11 protein-coding genes are annotated in these 22,787 nt (G+C 44.0%); 7 read left to right on the top strand and 4 right to left on the bottom strand.

The window, feature by feature from the left end; translation table 11 throughout:
- Positions 1-116 precede the first annotated feature (116 nt).
- The 3 genes from cysG (at position 117) to IP485_RS07370 (ending at position 7,565) form a co-directional block, all read left to right on the top strand.
- Positions 117-1,757 carry a siroheme synthase CysG gene (gene cysG, locus IP485_RS07380; RefSeq protein WP_198326674.1) on the top strand — a complete coding sequence of 547 codons (1,641 nt, stop codon included), beginning with the start codon at positions 117-119 and terminating at the stop codon, positions 1,755-1,757.
- Positions 1,758-2,011: 254 nt separating this feature from the next.
- Complete coding sequence (locus tag IP485_RS07375; RefSeq protein WP_413787021.1) at positions 2,012-3,544, top strand: exonuclease SbcCD subunit D C-terminal domain-containing protein; 1,533 nt, start codon at positions 2,012-2,014, stop codon at positions 3,542-3,544.
- An 88-nt stretch (positions 3,545-3,632) separates the two neighbouring features.
- Complete coding sequence (locus tag IP485_RS07370; RefSeq protein ID WP_198326673.1) at positions 3,633-7,565, top strand: AAA family ATPase; 3,933 nt, start codon at positions 3,633-3,635, stop codon at positions 7,563-7,565.
- Positions 7,566-7,716: 151 nt separating this feature from the next.
- On the opposite strand, the gene IP485_RS07365 is transcribed toward IP485_RS07370, so the two are convergent.
- Positions 7,717-12,564, bottom strand: coding sequence for an NAD-glutamate dehydrogenase (locus IP485_RS07365; protein ID WP_198326672.1), 4,848 nt, complete (start codon positions 12,562-12,564; stop codon positions 7,717-7,719).
- Between the two features lie 454 nt (positions 12,565-13,018).
- On the opposite strand from IP485_RS07365, the gene purD reads away from it, so the two are divergent.
- Complete coding sequence (gene purD, locus IP485_RS07360; protein ID WP_198326743.1) at positions 13,019-14,347, top strand: phosphoribosylamine--glycine ligase; 1,329 nt, start codon at positions 13,019-13,021, stop codon at positions 14,345-14,347.
- A gap of 446 nt (positions 14,348-14,793) precedes the next feature.
- Positions 14,794-16,188, top strand: coding sequence for an ABC1 kinase family protein (locus IP485_RS07355; protein ID WP_198326671.1), 1,395 nt, complete (start codon positions 14,794-14,796; stop codon positions 16,186-16,188).
- 274 nt (positions 16,189-16,462) lie between these two features.
- Here IP485_RS07355 and IP485_RS07350 read toward each other — a convergent pair whose 3' ends face one another.
- Positions 16,463-17,140 (bottom strand): DUF938 domain-containing protein, encoded by a 678-nt coding sequence (locus IP485_RS07350; RefSeq protein WP_198326670.1) that lies wholly within the window; start codon positions 17,138-17,140, stop codon positions 16,463-16,465.
- A gap of 308 nt (positions 17,141-17,448) precedes the next feature.
- Between IP485_RS07350 and IP485_RS07345 the strand changes: the two genes are divergently transcribed.
- Both IP485_RS07345 and IP485_RS07340 read left to right on the top strand, forming a co-directional pair.
- Complete coding sequence (locus IP485_RS07345) at positions 17,449-17,640, top strand: DNA gyrase inhibitor YacG (protein ID WP_194364344.1); 192 nt, start codon at positions 17,449-17,451, stop codon at positions 17,638-17,640.
- Positions 17,641-17,683: 43 nt separating this feature from the next.
- The gene (locus IP485_RS07340) at positions 17,684-18,865 is read left to right on the top strand and encodes an aspartate aminotransferase family protein (protein WP_198326669.1); all 1,182 of its coding nucleotides are present in this window, start codon (positions 17,684-17,686) and stop codon (positions 18,863-18,865) included.
- 325 nt (positions 18,866-19,190) lie between these two features.
- Here IP485_RS07340 and IP485_RS07335 read toward each other — a convergent pair whose 3' ends face one another.
- Positions 19,191-20,090 (bottom strand): LysR family transcriptional regulator, encoded by a 900-nt coding sequence (locus IP485_RS07335; protein ID WP_194364342.1) that lies wholly within the window; start codon positions 20,088-20,090, stop codon positions 19,191-19,193.
- A 252-nt stretch (positions 20,091-20,342) separates the two neighbouring features.
- Positions 20,343-22,451 carry a DNA polymerase III subunit gamma/tau gene (dnaX, locus tag IP485_RS07330; RefSeq protein ID WP_198326668.1) on the bottom strand — a complete coding sequence of 703 codons (2,109 nt, stop codon included), beginning with the start codon at positions 22,449-22,451 and terminating at the stop codon, positions 20,343-20,345.
- Positions 22,452-22,787 lie beyond the last annotated feature (336 nt).

Genomic DNA, 22,787 nt, shown 5'->3' with positions numbered 1-22,787 from the left:
CGAATATGCTAATGCCAATTCACTAGGTGAGACTGTGCCTGTGATACCTCATAATGGCGGCATTCCTTATATCTTTTCTACCTCTTATAATAAACAATTAAATATATGGTGACATTATGAACACCTTCCCGCTATTTTTTAAATTAGAAGACCGTAAAGTGCTTATCGTGGGTGGCGGCGAAGTGGCACTGCGTAAAGCGGATTTGCTCAGCCGTGCAGGTGCCTGTATCACTATACTTGCACCCGATATCAGCCACGAGCTACAAGCCTTGCTAACTGACGATAAGCACCAGTTTATCTATGAGAATTATAATAAAACCTATATGGTAGACGCACGGGTAATCATTGCCGCGACTGACGATGAAACACTTAACCACCAGATTCATGCAGATGCGACTGAGCTAAACATTCCAGTCAATGTGGTCGACACACCGCACTTATGTGATTTTATCTTTCCAGCCATTATAGATCGCAATCCTATCGTAATTGGTATTTCATCAAATGGTAAAGCGCCGGTCTTGGCACGTCTATTACGGGCACGCCTTGAGACATTAATCCCGCAAGGCTATGGTAAATTGGCCAAGCTGGCTGGTGAATTTCGTAGTGAGGTAAAAGCCAAGATACCGACCCTCACTGGACGTCGTCAGTTTTGGGAGCGTGCGTTTGAAGGTCAGGTCAGTCAGCTGATGTTTGCCGGTAATGAAACGGAAGCCACTGCTCAACTGCAAGCTGATTTGAATAGTACCGCAGCGGCTATCAGTAAGAAAAGTGACGATGCAAATGCGGTAAAAGAGTCAGACACGATTGCTCCTACTCTATCTGATGAATCAGATAAAGAGTTACCAGCCGTTGGTGAAGTCTATATTGTGGGCGCAGGACCTGGTGATCCAGAGCTGTTGACCTTCAAAGCGCTGCGTCTAATGCAACAAGCGGATGTGGTATTTTATGATGCGTTGGTATCACCACAAGTCTTAGACTTATGCCGCCGTGACGCTGACAAGGTATTTGTCGGTAAAAAACGCAGTAACCATACGGTCGCGCAACTGGGTATCAATGAGCTGCTCGTCAATCATGCCAAACAAGGTCGCCGTGTCGTGCGCTTAAAAGGTGGCGATCCGTTTATCTTTGGACGTGGCGGCGAAGAGATAGAGAGCCTACGAGCAAACAATGTGCCTTATCAAGTCGTGCCAGGTATTACTGCTGCCAATGCAGCGGCTAGCTATGCAGGTATTCCACTTACCCACCGTGATCACTCACAATCAGTGCGTTTTGTGACGGGATTTTTGAAGGCTGGCGCACCCAACAGTAATTTTGAGAACTTTTTAAATACTGATGAGACGGTCGTATTTTATATGGGTCTGCACTCGCTGGTACGTTTGACTGAAGGTTTGGTTGACGCTGGTCGTAGTAGCGAGACACCCATTGCCATTGTCTCGAATGCCAGTATGCCCAACCAACAAGTATTGACCGGTACGCTTGCAACGATTGTTGCCAAACAAGAGCAAGCACAATTGCCAACGCCTGCTCTACTCATCATGGGCGACGTGGTCAGTTTACATCATGATTTGGCTTGGTATAATTTACAAAACCAGCAGTACAGTCAGAACAGCGACGATATAGCTAAAAATTGGTTGCGTGAAGGATCGAGAGGTGAAGCAGTAAAACAACCGATAGATCAACAAGCGCATGCCCTATCGATGGTCGCAAATCTTGCCACGCAGCGAGGAGATGGTCTGGAGCAATTGATTGTTGATTAACGCTTAATCCTAACCTGCAAAACGCTGAGTCTTAAATAATAAGAGAACCCTACCAGTATATTATTGGTAGGGTTCTCTTTTGGCAACAGCGCAAATCTCAACAATTCTTGCTAGAATGAAGACTTTCTACTGCTCACAACTATAGCCCACTTATGTCCATATCTAACGCTAGCATGTCCTCTCTACCCATGTCCGCCCCACTTACCATTTTGCATACCTCCGATTGGCATTTGGGGCGCAGGCTTTATGGGCACATGCGCTATAACGAATTTGAATCGTTTTTAGGCTGGCTTGAAGAGACCATAACTGCCCAAAAGGTAGATATACTCATCGTGGCTGGTGATATATTCGATACCATGACGCCCAGCAATAAAGCCCAAGCGCTGTATTATGAGTTTTTGGGTAAGGTATCAAAATCCTGCTGCCAACATATCATTATCGTGGCAGGCAATCATGACTCCCCGACTTTTTTAGACGCACCCAGCCAAGTGTTAAAGTTTTTAAACGTGCATGTCATCGGTACGGCTTGTGATGATGTAAACGATGAAGTGTTGTTGTTGAATGATGCTCAAGGCATACCCAGTTGTATTATTGCGGCTGTACCTTATCTGCGAGACCGTGATGTTCGCAGTAGCGGTGCTGGCGAGTCTATGGACAGTAAAGATGCCAGCGTCATCAGTGGTATTTGCGCGCATTATGATGCGGTGGCGGCTATTGCAAAAGAGCATCAGCATGCCATTGCCAAATCCCACAATCGGCATATTCCTATCATTGCCACTGGTCATTTGTTTGCATCAGGCGGTAGTACCACTGCCGATGATGGCGTGCGTGACTTATATGTCGGTAATTTGGGGAAAATATCTGCCGAGATGTTTGATGAGTGTTTTGACTATGTGGCACTCGGCCATTTACATGTGCCGCAGCGCGTGGGAGGCCGCGAGCATATCCGCTACTCAGGCTCACCCATTGCGATGGGATTTGGTGAAGCCAAGCAGCAAAAACAGGTCTTACTAGTACAGTTTGGTGACGCGTTAGAGGGTGTTAATACTAAAAACAACAATGATCACATAGCCTCTGATATCTCTCAACTTATCAATGCAACTGTGAAGACAGATACATCAGTAGAGAAATCTGCGAACAAAAAAATAGCCAGCCAGAACACAGGATTTATGGATGACTTGTTCGCTTTTGAAGCAGAAGTAGAAACAGCACCAGAGCCAAAACTAGAACAAGACATAGAAGCGCGAGCACAGCGAAAAACCGAAGTAGAGATGACTGTACCCGATTTTCCTTCTCTTATCGATTCAAATATCGTCAATACGACCCTCAATTTAGATATTACGCTGCTGCATCATGATGAAGCACGTCAAATGCAGGTGCTCTCGTTACCCATCCCAAAATTCCAAAAACTGGCCCAAATATCTGGTGATTTACTGGCTATTCAACAGATAATCGATAACACTATCCAAGCGTTAGCACCGACCGAATCAATTTGGCTAGAGATTATTTATACTGGCGACGATATCGTTAGTGATTTGCATGAGCAGATTCAGTCCATGGTCACGGGCTTACCTTGTGAGGTATTAAAAACCAAAAATCCGCGCACTTATAACAAGGTACTGAATCAAGAAGCGGCGTCCGAAACCTTGCAAGACTTGAATGAGATGCAGGTGTTTGAGCGCTGTTTGAGTGCCAATGCGGTGACCGATGCGCAAAAGCTCATGCTACGTGATGCTTACGCACAGATTATTCATAACATTCATCATAAAGATACTCAAGCTGAATAAAACGCTTTGAGACTGATGCTTAAGTAAAACAAAAACCGTATCTTTGAATACCTACTTAATAACCATTACATAATAATAAGACCTTGCCATGCGACTGATTGAACTGCGACTTAAAAACCTAAATTCTCTGAAGGGCGAATGGCACATCGACTTTACAGATGCAGCCTTTATTAACGAAGGTATATTTGCCATCACAGGGCAAACGGGCGCTGGCAAGACCACTATTTTGGACGCGATTTGTTTGGCGTTATATAGCCGAACGCCTAGATTGGGTGATATCACTGGTTCAACCAACGAGATGATGACCCAAGGCACAGGCGAGTGCTCAGCTGAGGTGGTGATAGAGATTGGCGATAAACACTATCGCTGCTCATGGTATCAGCATCGGGCACGCAAAAAAGCCAAAGGTAACTTACTGCCCATCAAGCATGAAATCAGTGATGCACATAGCAGTAAGGTATTAGAAGAAAAAAAATCCAAAACAGCCGTATATATCCAAGATTTAATCGGCATGGATTTTAACCAGTTCACCCGCTCCATCATGCTAGCTCAAGGGAGCTTTGCTGCATTTTTAAAGTCCGATGTTGCCGACAGAGCCGCGATTTTGGAAAAAATAACTGGCACGGCGATCTATGCAGAGATATCCAAAAACGTTTTTGAAAAAAAACGACACGAAGAAAATCAACTAGCCAAACTGCAAGCAGGCATTGATAGCTTACCGTTATTAAGCGCGGACGATGAGGCAAAGCTGCAAGCACAATTAACCACGTATCAAGACGAGCAAACTGCGCAGCGGGAAACACTTAAGACAGTGAGTGACCAACTACAGTGGCTAGATAAAGTGACGGATTTACAGACTAATCTAACTCATTATGAGGCACTAGATATCGATGCTGTGCAAACCCAGCAAGCTTTTTTGCCAGAGGCTGCTCGTTTAGATGCTGCCAATAAAGCATTGGAGATTGACAGCCCGTTTAGAGAACTGCTTTATAGCCGCAAAAAGGTGCAAGACCTACAGACAGAAAAGAATACTATCGCTCAGCAATTACCAACGCAACAACAGCATCTTGAGCAAGCCGACAGCGAGTTAGGCACTGCGACCACCGTAGAGACGCAAGCGACGACAGCGTTAAATGACACCTTGCCTGTTATTGCAAAAGTGCGTGCCCTCGATAGCGAAATCAACCAGCAAGCCCGTTCAATCAATGATGATACTGCCCATAAAAACAAACTGGCCGTTACCGTAGAGACCTTACGCCGCGATATAAGAGCGCATCAACAAACCGAAAGTGAGGCAAAAAACCAGCTGAGCGCTATAGATCAATTTTTTACTGATTACCCAGAGCTGGCTGACCTTGACACTGACATGGCCACTTTTGACAACAATTGTGGCAGGCTGAGGACACTATTAGAAGATAATGCCAGCTTAGCAGTCGTTAAAATAACAGAGGAACAAAACACCCGCCAACTACAAGATAAAGCTGATGCACTCGCTCAGCGATTAGAGTCGGATAAGTCAACAATAACGCAGCAGCAGGCGCAGCTTACTAACTTACAGCAGCAACAATCAGCACTCATTAAACATCAATCCATTGCTACTATGCGTGGCGAGCAAGATCGCATTGGTCAAATAAGTAACCAAGTTGAACAAGGAGGCTTTAAGCTCGAGCGTTTGGCTGAACTGTCTGACCAAATATATAAAAGCAAGCAGTTGATGCCAACCCTAAGCAATCAATTAACTGCCTTAGAGGATTTGATGACGCGCCATCAATCAGACATCCAAGAGGCTAAATCTCAACAGCAAGAAAAACAGGCACATTTGCAGCTACTACAAAAAGTGGCCAAGCTGGAAGATTATATAATCGAGTTAGAAGACGGCACGCCCTGCCCGCTTTGCGGCGCGCATGAGCATCCTTATGGTACAAACCATCCATTGTTAGATCGTCATACGCACAGTGAGACTTCTGATAGCAATCAACCGTCTCAAGCCCAGCAGACTCAGCATAAAATCACTGAGATTCTGACGCTCATTGAAACTTTGGAGCAAACCTTAGCTGCTTACCGTGTCGATTATGCTACCAAGAAAGCCGCCTTAAGTAGTGAGCAGCAGCAAATAGAGAATCTGCAGGCGCAATCAAATACAGTCGCGAGTGATATTCACTCTGCTCTGTCGTTATTACTCAATCCTCAAAATGCGTACTCCAAAGCACTGACAGATATGATTCAGCCGCTTGCTGAGCTTATGGATGCAATAGCGGCTAGTATCTACGACACAGCGAGTGTTAACCATTTTATTACTTTATTAGATAGCGCTAAGCAACAGCTCAATCAGCAAAAACAGTCTATTTATAAAGTTCTGACTGAGTACGATGCCCGAGCCGAACATATAGCCACGCTTAGTAGTGCTATTGATACTGATGAAAGACAGCAACAGACGTTAATTGACAGCATCAATAAGCTGACCACTGACATCAAGCTTATGTCACAAAGAAATGAAGGCATCACGGATAAAATCAATGCCAATTTCTCTGACATGTCTCCCATCATGGCAGCTGTATCATCGCAAGTAGCTAAATACCCTACTGACAAATATGAAGATTATTTGAATACAGCACTTGACGCTACAGAGGTTCGAGCAGCACTAATGCAGCTGCGCCGTAGTATTGAGACAAAAACAGTGTTATCTCAAGCTGATTACAACGATCATATCAACCCATTACGACAACAGCGCGTTGCGCTTAACCTGTTAAAGCAAACCTTTAATACTCAAACCAGCAAGCAACAGCATCTCACTAACGATCTGAGTCGTTTGACGGCGCAGATTGGGGCTAAGCATCAGCAGCTAGCAGCTGATGACACCTCGCTTGAACAATTAGAGAATAGTCTTTTAGATAAAACGGCCGCGCATCAACAATCAAAAACGGAAAGATATCATCTGTTTGCAGATAAAAATCCTGATAGCCAGAGCAATAGCCTGCACACAGCGCTAGATGAGGCCAAAAATAAAACAGCTATTTTGCAGCGGCAGGCAGACAATACTAGGCAAATGCTCGAACAATCAAAAGTGCGAGCCAATCAATTAGCAAATGACCTCAATACTGCTACTATCGTACTCAACGAACAACAGACAGCATTTACGGCATTATTATCGCAATCACAGTTTGTGAGCGAGGCAGATTTTGAGCAGTCACGATTGCCAAAAGAGGCACGTGATGCGTTAAAAAATCGCCAATTTAGTATTGAGCAAGCCCTTAATTATGCCAAAGTACAACTGCAGGCCACACAGCAATCATTGAATGAACAGCTTGCTAATCCATTAACGGCTGAGCCAAGAGAGATACTCGCTGGCAAGCAACAAACACTGCAAACAGAGATAGACACACGCTTTGGCGTATTAGGGGCAATCGAGCAACAACTCAAAGCCAACGAACAGCAAAAAATCGCACAGAGCACGCAGAGTGTGGCCATTGCAGCGCAGAAAGAAATCCTGCAGGTTTGGCAACAGCTTTATGAATTGATTGGCTCGGCAGATGGCAAAAAATACCGTACCTTTGCTCAAGGCTTAACCTTTCAGGTGATGATTGACCACGCCAACAAGCAGTTAGGAAAAATGAGTGACCGCTACTTGCTGATTCATGATGCAGACAATGCATTAGAGCTGAATGTGATTGATAATTATCAGGGCGGTGATGTCCGTAGCACCAAAAATCTCTCAGGCGGCGAAGGATTTATTATCAGTTTAGCCTTAGCCTTAGGACTGTCGCAAATGGCCAGTCAAAACATTCGAGTAGATTCGCTATTTTTGGATGAAGGCTTTGGTACGCTCGATGAAGAATCATTAGATATCGCGCTCGATACCTTAACCAGCCTACAACAAGAGGGAAAAATTATCGGTATAATCTCTCATGTTCAAGCGCTAAAAGAGCGTATATTAACTCAGATTAAGGTCGAAAAAATCTCTGGCGGCTTTAGCCAAATCAGTGGCCAAGGCTGTCGTAAGGTGGTCGCTGACGACGAATAAGTATAAGGAGTCAAATTGCTAGTGACTTCTTATACTTATTACGTTACGCCTATGACACTTAGTAAATCAACTAAAGACATAGCGTAAAACATGAAAAACCACCGAACATTAAGGACGGTGGTTTTTTTTGTGAGACAGTTAGGGATTGATATTACTTAGTAACTAAACCACTAAGCTCACTCATCAATACTGACAGCGTTGAGAGACCGATTTGACCATCTTCATCACTACTGTGCAGATCATCTAGCTTTTGCATTTCTGTTGTCACTGCTGCAAGCTGATCAACATGTCTGGCTCGCCACTCACTAAAGGCCTGCTTGGCATCTGGTTTTGAGAGTACTGCATCCATCAATAGACGCAAGCTGCGTGACAGCTCGTTCACTAGGGCGTGACGTGCACGGCGATCCCAGTAGTCTTGCTGTGGTAAATTGGCAATATTATCCATCATCCAATCTAGCTGCAACACTTGATATGCTTCAAAGTATAATGTGGCAATCTCATCAACAGGACGCTCGTATTGCTCAGCCAATAACGCCGCATCTAGTGCATCGACATGGTATGGCAGCATCGCAAATAAGGTAGCGTCATTATCAGACAGATCTTTTTGCATCAAACGAGTGGTGTCTTCTTGTAGATACTGTGCGAACTGCTGCTCAATGAAGCCACTTGGCTTAGTCAGTTTTTCAACACTCTCGCTAAAGCGGCCAATCATGTCAGCGACTTGTAGGTTTTGACCAAAGGCGTTGATAAACCAGACCACACCGCGCTCCAGCGAATCACGTAGACGTAATTCAAGGTTGAGTAGTAGCTCAGCATCAACCTGATTGTCTAACGCTTCAAGCGCTTTCCACGCGCGTGATACATTGAACACATCACGGCTGATGGCGTAACCACGTACGATGGTCGCCAACGACTGATCCGTTTCTTCAAATAGACGGAACAGCGCTTCGATACCTAAGCGGTTGACTACACTGTTGGTCAAATACGTACTAATGATTTCGCGATGCAAGCGATGCTTGGTCATCTCATCAAAGAAGCGTGACGCGAGCTCATCTGGGAAGTACTTGCGTAACTCATTGATGAAATACGGCTCATCTGGCAAATCAGATAACAATAGATTGTCATAGACCCACATTTTGCCATAAGCTAAGACCACAGCCAATTCAGGATTGGTCAGACCTGTATCTGCTTTTTGACGTTTTGCAATCTCTTCATCTGATGGCAGATACTCAATCGCACGATCCAGACGACCTTCACTCTCCAGCATTTGGATAAAGCGCTGATGATCACTTAGGTTAGCCGCTGCGCGGATATGGCTCAGCTCGATCGCTTGTGGTTGCAGATAGTTTTGACGCAGTACCAATTCAGCTACGGTATCCGTCATGCTCTCAAGCAACTCATTACGCTGCTTAAGGGTCATATCGCCTTGCTCAACTACTTTACCAAGTAGGATTTTGATATTAACTTCATGATCCGAGCAGTTGACGCCGCCTGAGTTATCAATCGCATCGGTATAAATGCGGCCACCCGTTTGAGCGTATTCGATACGGCCTTGTTGCGTTAGACCTAGGTTACCACCTTCACCCACGACAGCAGCACGCAGCTCATTACCATTGATACGTAGTGCATCGTTCGCGCGGTCACCAACATCAGCATGCGTCTCGTTGGCGCTCTTAACATACGTACCGATACCACCATTCCAGACCAAATCAACCGGCGCTCGTAGTAAGGCACTGATCAAATCATTAGGTGCTAGGCTGTCAGCTTGGATATCAAACAGCGATTTCATCTCTGGGCTGATGCCGATGGTCTTGTCTTGACGAGAGAATATACCGCCGCCTTGGCTGATGAGTGATGCTTCATAATCTGCCCACGATGAGCGTGGCAATTCAAACAAGCGCGCGCGCTCAGCATAAGAGGCTGCCGTGTCTGGATTAGGATCAATGAAGATATGCAAATGGTTAAAGGCTGCGACCAGCTTAGTACGAGTCGAGAGCAGCATACCATTACCAAATACGTCCCCGCTCATGTCACCAATACCGACAACCGTAAAGTCATCACGGCTTTGGATGTCCATGCCTTGCATACGGAAGTGACGTTTGACAGATTCCCAGCCACCGCGTGCCGTGATACCCATGGCTTTATGGTCATAGCCTACTGAACCACCTGAGGCAAAGGCATCATCGAGCCAAAAGTTATACTCTGCTGCTAGTGCATTGGCAATATCCGAGAACGTAGCCGTGCCTTTATCTGCCGCAACCACCAAGTAAGGATCATCTTCGTCATGTCTGACGGTGTTGGCTGGCGGGACAATAGTACCATCGACGATATTGTCTGTGACATCAAGCATACCACGCAAGAATGTCTGATAGCAGGCAATGCCTTCCGCTTGGAACGCTTCGCGACCATCAGCCATGCTTTTGGTTTTGACGATGAAGCCACCTTTAGAACCAACAGGCACGATTACCGCGTTTTTGACCATCTGTGCTTTGACGAGGCCCAGTACTTCGGTACGGAAATCTTCCATACGATCTGACCAACGCAGACCACCACGAGCGACTTTTCCGCCACGTAAATGCACGGCTTCAACGCGCGGAGAATAGACAAATATCTCAAACATTGGTTTTGGTTTTGGCAAGTTTGGAATGTCTGCTGCCAAGAACTTAAACGACAAGCGATCTTTACGCTGACCACTTTCATCTTTTTGATAGAAGTTGGTACGCACCATCGCATTGATCAAATCTAAGTACCAGCGCAAGATACGATCTTCATCTAAGCTATCCACATCAGCGAGTGCTGCCGTGATTTGCTCTTGGATTTGAGTGGTCTTTGCTTGGCGATCGTCTTCACTATATTTAGGATTCATGCGTGCATCAAATAGACTGCCTAGTGCCACACTGATATCACTGTTTTTGACCACAGTTTGCTGGATATAGGCACCAGAGAATGGCGCGCGTGCTTGTAGCATATAGCGAGACAGTGCACGTAGTACCACCACATCATACGTGTCTAGCTTAGTGGTCAGTACGAGCTCATTGAATGAATCACTCTCAACGCGTCCCGCCCAAATTTGCTTGAGGCTGTCTTCAAACTGACCACGTACCACTTGCATGTTGACAGTATCGACATGCTCTAGTGTCAGCTCATACTCTTGCATCCAGATAGGCTGCTCTGGCAGATCAAACTCATAAGTCTGTGCTGAGATAACCGAGACACCAAAGTTTTCAAGTATTGGCAGTACTTTTGACAAGATAACAGGCTGCTCGCGACCATATAGCTTTAGATGTAGCTGATTACTGGCATCACCTGTTGATTGATACAAGTGCCAAAGCATTGGCTGCTCTGCTGTTAATCCAGCTAGACGCTTGGTATCTTCGACAGCGGTACGCGCATCGAAACGCTCTTGATAAGCGGCAGGAATGTAATCTAAGAATCGACGATTTAAGGCATTGGCTTCTTGCTCGCCCACATTGTCGAGTAGCATTTTTTGATAATTATCATCCCATGACTGCATGAGTGCTGACAATTTGGCTTCAAGTGTTGCGATATTAACGTCATTCACTTGACCTGGCACAGTACGGACATGGACATGGACGCGAGCATGAGCAGATTCGTTGAACTCTGTGGTGAATCCTGATGAGGCACCATTATAGGCGTCTTTTAGGACGTTTTGTACCTTGATACGCAGCTCAGTGTTGAACTTGTCACGCGGGATGTAGACCAAGCACGACACAAAACGCTGATAATGATCGATACGGCTGAATAAGCGTAAGCTCTTTTTATCTTGTAGCTGAGTGATGCCTGAAACAATCGGGTATAACTCTTCAACGCTGGCTTGAAACAAGTCATCACGTGGCAACGTATTGATCACATGCATCATTTTATGATGGGCATGACCATCACGTGGCAAGTCTGCCATTGCCATGATTTTATTGGCTTTTTCGCGCAATAACGGTATTTGCTGTACTGTCAGTTGATACGCTTGTGAAGTCAATAAACCAATAAAGCGATACTCACCAATCAAGTTACCTTGATCATCGAACTTATGGATACCCAAAAAGTCCATATAGACCGAGCGATGTATCGGTGATACACGGCTTGATTTAGACAGCATCAGTACTCTTGGCTCAGTCAATAGCTGCTTTAACTCTTTAGGCAACTGACTGAAACTCTCTGAGAGTTTGTCTTCTTCAGAGCCGCGTAATAGACCAAGACCACTATTGCCAATGGCAAATAGATCCAAATCACTTGGTTCATTACTGACTGCAATTGCTTGACCACCTTCTAAGCGGTACTCACGATAGCCTAAAAATATGAAATGATCATCTAAGATCCAATCTAAAAACGCTTGGATTTCTTGCTGTGAATAAAACACTTCTGGCAATGGCTTGGTAGACAGCTCAGTTTTGATGTCATTTAACTGTGCACGCATCTGTTTCCAGTCGCCCACAACGGTATCAAGCGTGTCGATTTTAGACAGCAGCATGTTTTGTAGCGCATTCAAATCTGCGTTATCTTGATAGGCGATTTCGCAATGAATCAATGATAAATGCGAGGTCGCGCTTTCGTGTGCGCCTTCGACATACGTAATCTGACCATCATCGTCACGCTTAACACTGATGATAATGTTATAAGTGCGATGAACGTCGATACCTTCAGCTTCAAGGCTCATCAAAATCGTATCGACCAAAAATGGTCTGTCATAGGCCACGATTTGAATGACTGTGTGCGAGCTATGAAAATGCTGCTCTTCTGCGAGAGGGTTCAATACCGTCAGCTGCGGTTTGCTGCAATCGTATTTTTTTAGCAGCGTGAAGTGATGTAGCGCCATACCTGCTAAGTCGGCATTACTAATAGACTCAGCCGTTTCTTGGTGCAGAGGCTGATAATAGCTATGAATGAAGTGATCAAATAAGGATTTGTCTTTTTGTACATAGCCGGTAGCAATATCGCTTATCTGGCTAATGCGCTCTTTTGCGATACTGAGGGAGTTTGGCATGTCCTGCGTCCTTTTTATAGGTTTGGTTTATCAATTATTTATGGGTTTTCATCAATTTGTATTGGCTACTGATACCGCATATTTATCTTTGATTTATGTGGCGGTGGCAGTATATCCATTTATGCGACTTATTTCTCTGATTACGTCTAAAGATTTCTCCTTTTTTCTTATTTTTGTGAATAAATAGCCATTAGGATTCAATACCATCAATATAGTGAAGTGTAACGCAACTGCGGCGTGAGCTAAAGCGTACAACATCATTTCATGAATCAGCAACAATTCAATAACCTTTGCTCATGAGACAATGAGGGTTAAAGCAGTAATGTGGATGATTCGTGGCTGGCAGGCGGATACTCATAGTAATCAAGGGTGTTTTTTTGTTAGAATATGGCGATATATTTAAGAGCGTACGATTCGCTCATTATTAACTTTAATGCTAAGGGCAAAAAGCATGATGAATATTTTGGTGATTGGCTCAGGTGGTCGCGAACACGCATTGGCATGGCAGTGTGCAAAAGACGATAATGTAAAAAATGTCTATATCGCTCCTGGTAACGCAGGCTCTGCCCTTGAGCCAAAATGCCAAAACGTTATCCTAACATCTGCTGAGACAGATGCGAGTGAACACAGCGCTGTCATCGCGTTTTGCCAAAACAACGACATCGAGATGGTCATCGTTGGGCCAGAAGCACCTTTGGTCACTGGTATCGTCGATGCTTGCCGTGATGCTGGTATTAAAGCATGGGGCCCTACAGCATACTGTGCCCAGTTAGAAGGCTCTAAAACCTTTGCTAAAGAATTCATGGAACAGAACAATATTCCAACAGCTGCTTATCAAGGGTTCACAGAAGCAAATGCTGCCAAAGCTTATGTCGATGAGCAAGGCGCACCCATCGTCATCAAAGCGGACGGACTGGCAGCTGGTAAAGGCGTTATCGTCGCCGAAACCATTGAACAAGCGCATGAAGCAATCGATGACATGTTAGCCGACAATAAATTCGGCGATGCAGGCAGTCGTGTGGTTATCGAGCAGTTTTTGCAGGGCGAGGAAGCCAGCTTTATTTGTATGGTTGATGGTGACAATATTCTGCCAATGGCAACCAGCCAAGATCACAAACGTGCTTTTGAAGGAGATACAGGGCCAAACACTGGCGGCATGGGCGCCTACTCTCCTGCCCCTGTGGTCACACAAGATGTCCATAATAAGGTTATGGCCCAAGTGATTCAGCCTGTGGTGGATGCCATGAATAATGCAGGTCACCCTTATACAGGATTCTTATACGCAGGCTTAATGATTGACAAAGCAGGCGATCCTTACGTGATCGAATTTAACTGCCGTTTTGGTGATCCAGAAACTCAGCCTATCTTGATGCGCTTGCAGTCATCAATGGCAGATTTGGTGGCTCAAGGGCTGGCTGGTCAATTGCCTAGCGAAGCCAAATGGGATGAACGCCCTGCGCTAGGTATCGTCGTTGCGTCAAAAGGCTATCCTGAAACTTCATCGAAAGGCGATGTAATTACAGGCTTACCAAAGCTAGACGCTAGCAACGATAATGCTGTCAAAGTTTTTCATGCTGGTACAGCATTCTCTGATAATGAAGCTGCGGACAATGAAAAAGAAGTAGTAACGAACGGTGGCCGTGTATTATGTGTGACAGCAATGGGAGACAGTATCTCTGAAGCTCAGCAAGCAGCGCTCGCAGTCACTGGTGCCATTAGTTTTGATGGTGCACAGTATCGACGTGATATTGGTCATCACGCGATTGCTCGCGAAAATGTTTAGTCAAAGATTACTCATCTGACCATAAACTCTGTATTTGATGAGACCAGAATCTTTTAAGCCCATATCTTTTAAACCTGTCTAACTTTTTATACCTTATTTAGCTGATTATTAGACCTAGCATAATGCTAGGTCTAATTTTTTATATTGAAATATAAATACAAGCTGTCGCAGCTTCAGCAGTGATCTATATATTGTCAGCAGTTGTTGGCACATTTATGCATGCAATAATTGTGAAAGTCATAAGATTTTTAGGCGAGTTCTCACTTATATTTTTTCTTAAGCGGCAGCCTGTGTTATAGCTTACAAAGTCACTATCAACGACTGGCCTATGCTCGTAAACCCAGTACCTTTTATATGATACAATTTTGTACCCGTGCATCACATCTCCCTTGTATTGTAGGTTTCAAACCCGCAAATCAATACCAACTGGATGAATGATTATATTTATGGCAAATGATACGTCTAAAAAATTCAGCAACAAGCAATCAATCGACAACCTAAAAACCTCAGGGTTTGATCGTCGAATGTCGATTGCCAAAACTTCCCTAAATATTGGTCGTCGTTGGGCGGGTAATAGTGTGTCTGGCATGTTTTTGAATAAAGAAGCTCGAACAGCGCGTAATCAAGCATTCATGGAAGCGCAGGCCAACTATCTTGCAGCAGAATTGGGTAAGTTAAAAGGCTCAGTGGTCAAGATCGGCCAAATGCTGGCCATATATGGTGAGCATATCTTACCGCCAGAGATTACACGGGCGCTGCAAACACTCAATGATGACACGGCAACACTGACATGGCCGACCATTGAAAAAACATTGCGTCAACTGTTGGGTAACAAGATGAACGAGCTCGACATCGACCCCGTTCCTATCGGCACAGCCTCTCTTGCTCAAGTTCATCGTGCCACCGTACTCGCAACTGGTGAACAAGTTGTCCTAAAGATTCAGTATCCAGGTGTGGCAGATGCCATTAACTCTGACCTTGCTTTATTCAAGCAGTTATTGAAAGTCAGTAACATCGTTCCCCAAACGCGTGCGCTCGATGCATGGTTTGAAGAAATACGTGACCTACTCCATCACGAAGTTGATTACGAAGCAGAAGCCTCTACGACTGAACGCTTTTATGAACGTTTGAGTGGCGATTCGCGTTATATTGTTCCCAAAGTCAATCGTACTTATTCAAAAAAACGTCTGCTGTGCATGTCCTATGAGCCAGGTATCACTGTGGTCTCTGAGGCATTACAACTTTTGCCACATGAGCGTCGTAACGCGATTGGTCAAGCTGCTATCGAAATTATGATGCAAGAAGTATTTGTATGGGGTGAGATGCAGACCGATCCCAATTTTGGTAACTACCTTGTTCGAGTTAGCGAAAATGAAGACGATACCGACAAGCTGGTTTTGCTAGATTTTGGTGCTGTTCGCCAGTTTGATGGCAATCTACTTACGATTGCTCGCGGTTTATTAAGAGCAGGATATCGTCACGATCATAAAGCGATGACACTTGCGATGACGGGGTATGACTTTTTTGACAGCATGAGTGATAAAGTACGCTCTGATATCGCCTCATTATTCTTATTAGCGACTGAGCCCTTTAGTGATCCTGCACAAAACGATGATATTCCCACAGACTGTCTCGATGATCAAAATCGCTATATCTGGGCAAACAGCAAACTGCACTCACGCCTATCTACTAAAGCCACTCGCGCAATGCAATCTTTCGAGTTTAATCTACCACCAAAAGAGTTTATGTTCATTAGCCGTAAGTTTATCGGCGCTTATACCCTTTTGACGGTGTTAGATTCTTATACCAACTCCAATAATCTAGTTAAGCCGTATTTGTAAGCTTAACTAATGCACATTTTTGGCCGTCTTTTTGTGACGGCTTTTTATTTAATTGATTTTTATTTGCTTAGGCTATTTTATAACTATAGCTTATAACTACTGAGAACTAGCATCGATATAGCAGGTGCTACTGATATCCATTTTTCTTGCATATTACAAGCAGGCATGCAGAAGCTATGAAAGAAATTTACCAATAGTCGCACAGTGAGCTCATTCTATTTAGACTGTATTTTCTTATGGGTCACATAGATGATCCTTCATATTACTGCTTAGGCTATTTTTTGATATCCGGAGTGCTAGGCTGCCAATGATCAAATCTGGTTTTATACCATTTTGGTTTTCGGATACTGAGCTCCCAACATACCTCTTGCCTTGCTAAGTACTTTACTTCAAAGTGGGTGCGTTGGCTGTCTTTCGGAACTCGGTAACGAACACTTGGTAAGCACCATACCTTGGTTGCTTGACGCTCTGCATCATTCATATACTCTTCTATATTGGTGACCAGTATCACCTCTCCATCTACTTGTAAGCGTGACAATAAAAACTCAAAAAAAGGCATGTTTAACCATTGCTGATTGGGATTATGCTGTTCAGGATTGGGATAAAGAATAAATATTTTGGCCACACTGTTGGGTTTGATAGCGTGTACAATCCAAGCAATCGCGTCAGCATGGATCGCATCTAAGTTGCGTAGTTGTTGTGAGGTAGCCAATTTTGAAAAGGCCTCAAACTTGTTACGTGTGCGCTCTATGGCTATCAAATGCTTATCAGGATTCTGTAAAGCAAAGCTGAGTGCATGCTTACCCTTCCCTGCTCCAATCTCTAATATTAATGGTGTGTCATCTTCAGTATCGGCGATTGTTTTTGGTATGATAAAATCTCGCGGTGCGCTGAGCTTTTGTGGTTGAAAGGCACGCTCTTGCTGATGCGTAAGCTCAATGTTTTCAGTCATTCGTTATCCTTAAAGCATTTGTCTTTTGTCATTATTCGACCCCATGCTATTATATAGCCTATCTGATTGAATAGTAATATAGCGATAGCAACTACGTGTCACTCCATCGTCATTTAGGGGATAATCTATAGAATTTATCGTCTGTGATATGCGAATGATACTATCGTTAACCCTATATAAAAGAACCATAGAAAAATTGAATAACAGCACTATAAATAGCAAATGAATTAATCAGTAGCCTGAGTAAAGCTGACTTATTTTTATAACATTGACCAAATAATAACACTAAGGACGTATCCTACTTTATTATGACTGACTCTAGCCCACAAAAATCCCCCAAAACCTATCCTTGCCCGCGCTGCAGCACTCAAACCACTTGGCAGGACAATAAATATAAACCCTTTTGTAGTAGTCGCTGCAAGCTTATCGATTTAGGTGCTTGGGCAAATGAAGACTACACATTACCTGCAGAGACCACGCCTTTCTCCGACGAGCTATAACTCATACCTTTTATACCATTTTCTCATACCAAGGATGCCTTACATGTCTGCTACTTACCTGATGCCTACTTATAACCGTCAACCAATCAGCTTTACACGTGGTTCAGGCAGCTGGCTCTATACCAAAGATGATACCCCCTACTTAGATGCACTCACTGGTATTGCAGTGTGTGGACTCGGTCATTGCCACCCACAAGTGACTGAGGCCATTCAACAGCAAGCTACCACGCTCGTGCATACCAGCAATCTGTTTGGTATTGACTGGCAAGAGCGTGCAGGCGAAGCACTATGTACAGCAGCCCAGATGGACAGCGTGTTTTTTGCCAATAGTGGTGCAGAAGCAAACGAGGCTGCATTGAAGCTTGCGAGACTGTACGCATATAAGCAAGGCTTTAAACGTCCAAAAGTCATCGTCATGGAACAGTCATTTCATGGCCGTACATTGCTGTCGTTATCAGCCACTGCCAATCCAAAGGCGCGTGAAGGCTTTTATACTTTAGATGATGATTTCATTCGAGTAGCTTTTGGTGACATTAATGCTGTTAAACAAGCCGCTTTAGATCATGACGATATTTGCGCTATTTTTGTCGAACCTATTCAAGGTGAAGGTGGTCTCAATACTGCGGCCAATGGCTTTACCTACTTAGAGGAGCTACAAGCAGAGTGCGATGCTCATAACTGGCTATTTATGCTTGATGAAGTACAAACTGGTAATGGCCGTACTGGTAAATACTTCGCTTACCAGCACAACAAGGCTCGCCCTGATGTATTGACGACTGCGAAAGGCCTGGGTAATGGCTTTCCGGTAGGAGCCTGTATGGTACGTGGCCGTGCCAATGGATTGTTTGGTGCTGGCAGTCATGGCTCCACTTATGGTGGTACGCCACTTGCTAGCCGTGTGGTGCATAGTGTGTATGATGTACTGACTAATAGCGACATTATGGATAACGCGGTCAGTGAAGGATCATTTATCCGAGAAAGCATGGTCGATACATTTGGACAACATGGCGTCAGTAGTCGCGGTGCAGGGATGATGATTGGTATCGTTTTGCCTGAAGATATGGACTGTAGCCAACTAGTAGATCGTGCACGTGATGAACAAAATATAATCATCAACGTTACTGGTAGCCATGTGATACGTTTACTACCGCCTCTTAATATGAGCCGAGATGAGAGCACACAGGTTGTCGAGCGTTTGACAGCTTTGTTAAAGCCCTCATTTTAGACCATAACCTAGTAATCATCGTAGAATAAATATCAAAAAAAGCCTATCAATCATTAGTGATCGATAGGCTTTTTGCTAAGTGCAATTTAGAAAATATTGATTGTATTAAATATTTGATCATTATAGAAATAATCATAAGCATATAACTTGTAGTTATGACGCTTATCATGACTAATCTTATAGCTAATTCAAATATATCTATAGTCAAAGAAATCTAAAATTAATTCAATGCAGTCAACTGCAGATTGTACAAGTAGTACATTTAGGGAGACTAACACTGTAGCAGTTTAGTCGTTCTATGACTATACACCATCACTACATTGCCCTAACTTGCATGAAAGTATTTTTTCAGCACTTCTAAACAGCGAGTGATCTTAGCAGGCTGTTGGTCACGATTTAAAGTGACCGCATATAGTACAAAGCTTGGTAACTGATAACCAGGCAATACCTCTATCAACTCGCCTCTTTCTAGCTCTTTTTTGATATCCATCTCTAGCATTCTGACTAGACCATGGCCTTCTTTGGCCAATGTCGTCGCCATGAAAACATTATTAGTGTAGATACGTGAGTTCATTTTTATACGGGTTTTTTTGCCTGTTCCTGTCTGAATCATATCCACTTGATTGGCTTCTTTCATGATTTCAATAGAGATCAATTGATGATTAGCCAAGTCTTTAGGCGTGTTTAGTTTTTCATGTTGACGTAGGTATTGCGGGGACGCAACGAGCAACTGACGCACATCTGTTAGCGGATGGCTACTCAAGCTAGAATTATTCGCCGTTGGGCTCATACGAATGGCGATATCAATACGCTCTTCAATCATGTCAACATAATGATTGTCTGCTAGATAAGTAACGCTTAGGTCATCATGCGCCGCCATCCAAGTAGAGAGCGCTGGTAGTATATGATTAACACCCAGCTCAGGCGTGGTAGACACTCGTAAGCTACCTGCTAGCTCATCGCGTAACTGATTGACTTTAATACGACCTTGTTCCGCTGCACTAACCACATCTTTAGCGGCTTCATAAAAGCTCTCGCCCGCTTCTGTTAAGCTCAACTTACGAGTTGAGCGATGTAGTAACACGACGCCCAGCTCGTTTTCTAGAGAACGAATCTGCTGACTGACTGCACTGGTGGTAATACCAAGCTCACGAGCTGAGCCACTAAACGAGCCATGTCCGACCACACTGGCAAACACAGCCATACCGCGTAAATTATCTAACATATTCTCACCTAAACGTCATTTCAGTTTTTAATATAACTTAACCATTATAACGACTTCCGATTGCTCTTATCGTTACTAAATATTTCTCTCTTAATCGAGAAAACCCTTTGACTCATAATAAAAACAAAAAATATCAAGACGATATCACTCTATCGCCTTGATATTTTATATAAAACCATACTGAGTCTATATGTTTATTTTTAAATAAACTTGAGCATTAGTTTGTACTAAGCTTAGTATTATTAATAACGCTTAATACAATTGTACTTTGCCCATTTTTCCTTCACCACGGTCAGTCAGATATTGCATAACAGCGGTATCAAGGAGCTTGGCCTCGGCAACAGATTTGGCTTGTGCTAAACGTGTCTGCTGACGACGCTCAGGAGTTTTGTCCTCAGTTTGCATGATACTGCTATCTATTTTTAAATCAATATCAGCTTGTGTAAACTGTTGTTGCAGCTTGGCAGCCAATTGCTGAAAGGTAACCTGCAAATGCTTGCTGTCTACACTGGTCAAAAATACTGCCTTACCATTGCATTGACCGGTCATCGTACCTTGACGCGCCAGCGCCAATTCATCCTGTGCCAGAACCTCGTTTTCACGAGCTGTCTGTAACCAGTAATCCCATTTTTCTGGGTTCCACTCGCCTATTAACTCTTGTGGGGGACAGCGTAGTAACGTGCGCGGATCCTCATCAGATTGTACAGATAACTGAGAATCATTTGCGCTAGGCTCAACAACAGGCTCAGGCTCAACAACAGGCTCAGGCTCAACAACAGGCTCAGGCTCAACAACAGGCTCAGGCTCAACAACAGGCTCAGGCTCAACAACAGGCTCAGGCTCAACAACAGGCTCAGGCTCAACAACAGGCTCAGGCTCAACAACAGGTTCAGGCTCAACAACAGGCTCAGGCTCAACAACAGGTTCAGGCTCAACAACAGGCTCAGGCTCAACAACAGGCTCAGGCTCAACAACAGGCTCAGGCTCAACAATAGATTTAGAGCTTACATGAGTCACTGACGGTGCTAAGTCATAAACTTGGTCACTGCTACTATTACTATTTGCGTCAAAGTCATTATTATCATAAATGTTACTCTGCAGCTCATCATGACTAGGTATCTGGTAATCAGCATCATAAGGCTGTATCAGCGCTGACGTTTCATTTGTAATCGCATTTGCAGGTGGTATCGAAACAGTCGACTCTATGACTGGCGTTTCTGTAGCAGAAACCTTGCTATCATTTGTATAATTCAACATTTGATCGACAGGCAGTGGACGGAAGGCCAGTAGACGTAATATACACATCTCAAGTGCTTGCATCGGTGTACTAGCAAGCTTGACGCCTTCGCGTGCTTGCACAACGATCTCATAATACAGCTGTAATACATCAGGACTGATATGCTGCGCAAGTATATTGATATTTTGTGCTTGCGCTTCATTCACATTCAAAGCAACTTCAGGTAATAATTGAGTCAGTGCCAATTGATGAAGTAATTCAGCGAGTCCATCGAACATACTGGTCGCATCTACCATTTGAGCGCGCATTTGCTCAATATGAGCCGCGACAGCAGACTTATCATGGTTGTAGATATCAGTAATCAAACTGACCAAATCAGCCGCATCGATCAGACCGAGCATCGCATTGACAGTGGCATCGTCCAATGCTCCTTGGCCAAAAGCAATGGCCTGATCGGTCAAAGATAAAGCATCACGTACTGAACCTTTGGCCGCACTCGCCAATTGCCAAAGCGCAGGCTGCGTGTAGCCAACTTGCTCTTGGGTCAAGATATTTGCCAAATGCTCACTCAGCAATGTCTGCGGTAGTGGACGTAACACAAACTGCAAACAACGAGAGATAATAGTGATAGGCAATTTTTGTGGATCAGTGGTCGCGAGCAAAAATTTTACGTGCTCAGGTGGCTCTTCTAACGTCTTGAGGAGTGCGTTAAAACTGTGGGTCGACAGCATATGCACTTCATCAATAAGATAAACCTTATAGCGACCCTGACTTGGTGCATATGGGACATTGTCTAACAACTCGCGAGTGTCTTCAACCTTGGTACGCGAGGCAGCATCAATCTCAATAAGATCAATAAACCGCCCTTGATCAATGGCCACACAATTATCGCACACACCGCAAGGCGTACTGGTAATACCTGTATCACAGTTCAAGCATTTAGATAAAATACGCGCAATCGTCGTCTTACCCACACCGCGAGTTCCAGTAAACAAATACGCATGATGCAAGCGGTTATAATCAATCGCATTAATCAACGCTTGCGAGACATGCGTCTGCCCAATCAACTCATGAAAGTTTTTGGGTCGATATTTGCGAGCTAAAACTTGATATTGCTGCGTCATAGTAAATGCCAATGTAAGTAATACAGGTAATGTAAATAGTACAAATAGAGACAGGGTATTAGGCCATGCTCTATATTAAGTATAGATTATCTAGGGCATGTCCTCAATTTAATCGATAGTCATCTAAATAGGTTAAAAATGGTTAAATCTTGCCAAACGGCGTCAAATAGCTGACTAATATCTCGATATTATCTGCGCTATTTTCCTTGTTTGACTGCAATTTATCTCATTTTTATCACCATTTTTAAAATGAGGACACGCCCTAGTCAGTTCAATATACTTTGAATATAAAAAGGCGAGTAAAGGTCTAATAAACCGTAACGGGTTTAGCAAAGC

This window comes from Psychrobacter sp. NG27, from assembly GCF_016106655.1.
GTDB lineage: Bacteria > Pseudomonadota > Gammaproteobacteria > Pseudomonadales > Moraxellaceae > Psychrobacter.
Note: the sequence above shows the minus strand (reverse complement) of the source record. Positions and strands in the feature narration are given on the sequence as shown.